The following is a 6,527-nucleotide window of genomic DNA, read 5'->3' as shown; positions in this document are numbered from 1 at the left end:
GACCGCCCAGGGCGAAGAAGTCATCGTCGACCCCGACCCGGTCGAGTCCCAGGACCTCGGCGAACGCCTGGCACAGAAGCTCCTCCTGCACCGTCACCGGACCCCGCCCCGCACCCGCCACGTACTCCGGCGCGGGCAGGGCAACACGGTCCAGCTTGCCGTTCACGGTCAGCGGCAGCTCCTCCAGCAGCACGACTGCCGACGGCACCATGTAGGACGGCAACCGCTCACCCGCGAACCCCCGCACACTGGAAACCAGTTCGTCCGCGTCGACGTCTACGCCGGCCGGAACCGCGTACGCCACCAGGCGGAGGTCACCCGGCAGGTCCTCACGGATCGTCACCATGACCTGCTCCAGGCCCGGGTGTGCGGCCAGGACGGCCTGCACCTCACCGGGCTCAATCCGGAAACCACGGATCTTCACCTGCTCGTCCGCACGGCCCGCGAACACCAGCTCGCCGCCGGCGTTCCACCGGACCAGGTCACCCGTGCGGTACAACCGCCCACCCGGCACCCCGAGCGGCGACGCCACGAACCGCTCCGCCGTCAAACCGGCACGCCCCACGTACCCGCGCGCCAACTGCACACCCGCCAGGTACAACTCACCCTCGACACCCACCGGCACCGGGGACATCCGGTCGTCCAACACGTACACCTGGGTGTTGGCCACCGGCCCACCGATCGGCACCACCGCACCATCGCTGACGGCACAGCGCGCCGCGGTCACGTCCACGGCCGCCTCCGTGGGCCCGTACAGGTTGAACAGCGGTACACCGCCCAGCAGTTCGAGGAACCGGTCGCGCAACGGCGCCGGCAGCGCCTCACCACTGCAGAACACCGCCCGCAGCCCGGTGCAGTCGCCGGCCGCCGGCTCACGCAGGAACGTCTCCAGCATCGACGGCACGAAGTGCGTCACCGTGATGTTCTCGCCCTGGATCAACTCGACGAGATAGCCGGGCTCCCGGTGGCCGCCGGGACGTGCCAGCACCAACGCCGCGCCCTGCACCAACGGCCAGAAGAACTCCCACACACTGACGTCGAACCCGAACGGCGTCTTCTGCAGCACCCGATCCCCGACACCGATGGCCACACCGGGGAGCTCCTGCATCCAGGCGAGCCGGTTCACGATCCCCGCATGCGACACCGCAACACCCTTCGGACGCCCGGTGGAACCCGACGTGAAGATCACATACGCCGGATGCGCGGGCAACACCCCCACCACAGGAGCCTGCGCCGACAGACCCGCCAACTCCGCGACCACAGCCGGATCATCCACCGCGACCCGCGCCACGCCATCCGGCACCAACGCGGTCAGGGCGATGGTGCTCAGCACGCACACCGGCCCGGCATCCGCCACGACCGCCGCGATCCGCCCGGCCGGATACTCCGGATCCACCGGCAGATACGCACCGCCGGCCTTCACCACCGCCAGCAACGCCACCACCAGCTCGACCGAGCGCTCCATCAGCACCGCAACCACCGACTCCGGCCCCACACCCCGGCCGACCAGCAGTCGCGCCAACCGATTCGCCCGCGCATCCAACTCCCCGTACGACACCTCCACACCCTCGAACACCACCGCCACCGCATCCGGCGTCCGCACCACCTGCGCCGCGAACAACCCCGGCAACGTCACATCCACCAACGGCCGAACAGTGTCGTTCCACACCTCCACCACCAGCCGACGCTCAGCCTGGTCGAGCACGTCCAGCGCCGCGAACCGGGCCTGCGGTTCCTCCTCCAGCACGGTCACGAGCCGGCGGAGGCAGGTGTGCAGCATCGTGCCCACCTGCTCCGCATCGGCCGGCGCCACCGCGTCGATGGCCAGCCTGAACCCGGTCCCGTCGTCGTCGACGTTCGCGACCAGGGGGTAGTTGGTGCGCCCTTCCGAGGCAAGGAGCCGCACGTCCTCCAACCCGGTGCCCAGACCCGCACCGGGCTCGGTCGCACCGGCCTGGCCGTTGCGGTAGTTGAAGAGGGCGGTGAAGAGCGGGCTGCCGCCCGCCACACCGCTCGCCTGCTGCGCCAGCACCAGCGGCGCGTGCTCGTGCACCAGCAGCTCGGCCAGCTGCTGCCGCATCCCGGTCAGCGCCTCGCCCACGGTGGAGGAGCCGACCCGCACCCGCACCGGGAGCGTGTTGAGGCACGGGCCCTGGAGCCGGTCGGCACCCGCGCCCGCGTTCATCCGGCCGAACAGCACCGTGCCGAACACCACGTCCTCACGACCGCTCACCGCTGCCAGCACCCGCGCCCATGCCAGGTGGAACACCGTCGCCGGACTCACCGCCATCCGGCGCGCGATCGCCCGCAGTCGAAGCGTGAGCTCGGCCTCCACCGCGGAACACGCCGATACCGCGGTCGTGCCGTCACCGTGCACGTCCAGCAGGCCGAACGGGGCGGTGGTCTCGGTGACGTCGCCCAGCAGCCCGGCGAAGTACCGCTCATGCTCCTCGCGCGGCACACCGAGGCGGGCCTGAGCGACGAAGTCGCGGAACGGCAGCGCCTCGGACAGCGACTCACCCCGCCCTGTCAGGAAGGCACGCACCTCCCCCAGCAGCGCATTCGTCGTGGTGTCGTCGCGCACCAGGTGGTGGACGCGCAGCAGGGCCAGCCAGCCCTCGCCGTCCGGTTCGGCGGCGATGTGCACGTCCATCAGCGGGGCGCGGTCCAGCGCCATCCAGGCGCCGCCGATGGACTGCAACTGCTCGGCCGCGTCCGCACCCCGCGGATCCAGCACGACTTCGTGGACCGGCAGTTCGGCGCGTCGGGCCACGACCTGGACCGGCTCGCGCAGGCCCTCCCACACGATCGCGGTGCGGTACACGTCGTGCCGGTCGATCACCCGCTGCAGCGCGTTCAGGAACGAGTCGAGGCGCGGGCGGGAGTCGAACCCGAGCGCCGTCGGCCCGGCGTACACATCCCGCTCGCCCTCGTGTCCGGCCGTCATCAGGTGGTGGAAGAGGACGCCCTCCTGGAACGGGGCCAGCGGGTACACGTCCGCGACGTTCGCGGCACCGCCGGGCACCTTCGACACGATCAACTCGATTTCTGCCTCGGTCAGTTCCACCAGCGACAGCATCTGCGGGGTGATCCGCACGGCGTCCTCGGGGATGAGGTTCGCCGGCACCACCACGTGCTCCGAACCCGCCTCGAGTGCCAGGCCTGCCGGGGTCGACGTCTGGAACAACGCCTTCACCGACACCGAGACCCCACGCACCCGCAGCATCTCCACCAACGACACCGCCAACAGCGAGTGCCCGCCCAACGCGAAGAAGTCGTCATCGACGCCGACGCTCGCCAACCCGAGGACCTCGGCGAACGCCTCGCACAGGATCTCCTCCCGCACCGATGCCGGCCCACGGCTCGACACCCCACCCGCCGCCGCGAAGTCCGGCGCGGGCAGCGCCTTGCGGTCCAACTTCCCGTTGCCGGTCAGCGGCAGGGCGTCCAACACCACCACGGCGGCGGGCACCATGTGCTCCGGCAGCCGCGCGGCGACGAAGGTCCGCACCCCGTCCACGAGGGTGTCGTCCACATCATCCGGGTCGTCCGCGACCACGTAGGCGACCAGGCGCTTCTCCCCCGGGGTGTCCTCGCGGGCGATCACGGCCGCCTGGGCGATCAGCGGGTGAGCCGTCAGGGCGCCGGCCACCTCACCCGGCTCGATCCGGAAACCACGGATCTTGACCTGCTCGTCCGCACGGCCCATGAACACGATCTCGCCATCGGCCGTCCAACGGGCCAGGTCACCCGTGCGGTACATCCGGGTACCGGACTCGAACGGGCACGCGACGAACCGCTCCGCGGTCAGGCCCGGGCGGCGCACATAGCCGCGCGCCAGCTGCGCACCCGCCACGTACAACTCACCCGCCACACCCGGCGCCACCGGGTTGAGGCGCTCATCCAGCACGTAGAAGCAGGTGTTGGCCACCGGCGAACCCACCGGCAGCACCCCACCCGTCAGGCGGGTGGTCGCGACACCGATCGTGGTCTCCGTCGGACCGTAGTGGTTGAACACCCGCCGTTCGCCCGCGGCGGCCAGGAGTTCATCGACCCACCCCGGCGAGGCCGCCTCACCACCCAGCACCACCGACCGACCCGGCAGCACCCGCTCCAGACCACCCACCGCACCCAGCGCCGCCAGGTGCGAGGGCACCACCTTCAGGAAGTCGATCCCGTGCTCGGCCAGGTAGTCGCCCACCAGGCGCGGATCGGTGACCGCCTCCTCGTCCAGGACGTGCAGCTCACCACCGGACAGCAGGCTCGCGAACAGCACCGTGTTCCCCAGGTCGGTCGCCTGCGCCTGCAGCAACGCATATCTGCCGCCCTCGAAGCCGACCCGGGCCGGCACCGAGGACACGTAGTTCGCCAGGCCCCCGTGCGTAACGGCCACGCCCTTCGGACGACCCGTCGAACCGGAGGTGTAGATGACATACGCCAGCGACCGCGGATCCACCGCCACGCCGGGCGATGTGGTCGGCGCCGCCGCCAACTGCATCGCCGTCAACGTGTCGTCCACGGCGACCAGGCGCACACCCACCGACGGCAGGTCCTCCAGCACCTCATCGGTGGTCAGCACGAGCTGTGCCCGCGAGTCCTTCACCGTGAACGCGACCCGCTCGGCCGGCTGGGACACGTCCACCGGAAGGTAGCCGGCCCCCGCCTTCCAGACCGCCAGGATCCCGCTGATCATCTCCGCTCGCGGCAGCGCCAGCCCCACCACCGACTCCGGCCCGACACCCTGGCCGACCAGGTAGTGGGCAAGGCGGTTCGCCCGCGCGTCCAGCTCCGCGTACGACACCGACACGCCATCGGAGACGAGCGCCACCGCCTCCGGCGTCCGCGCCACCTGCGCCTCGAACAGCTGCGGAACCATCACCCCGGATCCGGCCGCAGTGGTGTCGTTCCACTCCGACAGCACCCTGCGACGCTCATCCGCACCCAGCACATCCACCGCGTCGACCCGGGTCCGCGGGTCGTCGGCCATCGCCGTCAGCACCCGCACCAGTGAGCCCGCGACCCGACCCGCGACGCCCTCGTCGAACAGGTCCGCCGCCGCCGTCAGCATGCCCCGGATCCCCGCCGGCGCGCCCTGCGCACCGAACACCTCACCCACGATCACATCAAGGTCGAACTTGGCCATCGCCCGACCCATCAGCAGCAGTTCAGCTCCGAGGCCGGGCAGGTCCAGCGCACCGTCATCCGCTGTCAGGCCGGTGTTCTGAAGGGTCAGGACGACCTGGAACAGCGGGTGCCGGGCCAGCGAACGCGCCGGTGCCAGCTCCTCCACCAGCTTCTCGAACGGCACATCCTGGTTCTCCAGCGCGCTCAACCCCGCCTCGCGCACCCGCCCGAGAACCTCTTCGAACGTCGGATCACCGGACAGATCCGTCCGCACGACCACGGTGTTGACGAAACACCCGACCAGATCGTTCAACGCCTCATCCGTACGCCCGGCGATCGCCGAGCCGATCGGGATGTCGGCCCCCGCACCCAGTCGGCTGAGCGTCACCGCAACAGCCGCCTGCAGCACCATGAACATGGTCACCCCACGCTCACGCGCCAACTCCACCAAACGCCCGTGCAGTTCAGCCGGAACATCCAACTCCACGGTGTGGGCACGGTGCGACGCGACCGCCGGACGCGACCGGTCGAACGGCAGCGGCAACTCCTCAGGGGTTCCCGCCAACGTCTCACGCCAGTAGGCCACCTGACGGAACAACAGACTCGACGAATCCCGCTCGTCACCCAGCAACTCGCGCTGCCACACAGCGAAATCCCCATACTGCACCGGCAGCGACTCCCACACCGGAGCCAGACCGCCCAAGCGCGCCGCATACGCCGCCGAAAGGTCCCTCGCCAGCGGAGCAGTCGACCAGCCGTCCATGGCGATGTGGTGCGACAGCAGCATCAGCACATGCTCAACCGAACTCACCGCGAACAGCGTCGCCCGCAACGGAGTCTCGGACGAGACGTCGAACGCATACCGGCCCGCCTCAGCCAACGCACCCTCGAGCCCATCCGACGCCACCTCGACCACCGAGGGCTCGAACCCGCACTCCTCCAGCGACAGCACCCTCTGGTAGGGCTCACCATCGACTGCCGGGAACACCGTCCGCAGCGCCTCGTGCCGCCCGACGACATCCCGCAGCGCCTCCGCCAGGGCCTCCCGGTTCACCTCCCCGGTCAACCGCAGCGCCATCGGCGTGTTGTAGGTCGCGCTCGCACCCTCCAACTGCCCGAGGAACCACAGCCGGTGCTGCGCGAACGACAACGGCACCCGCTCCGGACGCTCCATCGCACGCAGTGCCAACCGGCTCTCACCGGCCTGCCCAAGCCGTCCCGCCAGGACCGCCGGCGTCGGCGCCTCGAACAACTCGCGGACCGCCAACTCCACACCCAGCACCGCACGGATCCGACTCAGCAGCCGCATCGCCAGTAGGGAGTGGCCGCCCAGGGCGAAGAAGTCGTCCTCCACGCCGACCCGCTCCAGGCCCAGCACCTGCGCGAACGCCTGACACAGCAAC

Annotated in this window: 1 protein-coding gene; it reads right to left on the bottom strand. The window is 70.5% G+C overall.

Annotated elements, in window-relative coordinates; genetic code table 11:
• The coding region (locus tag ABH940_RS36760; protein ID WP_370107271.1) for an amino acid adenylation domain-containing protein at positions 1-6,527 on the bottom strand (6,527 nt) is incomplete at both ends.

The organism is Streptacidiphilus sp. BW17 (genome assembly GCF_041262485.1).
GTDB lineage: Bacteria > Actinomycetota > Actinomycetes > Streptomycetales > Streptomycetaceae > Streptacidiphilus.
This window is presented reverse-complemented; position numbering and strand designations above follow the sequence as displayed.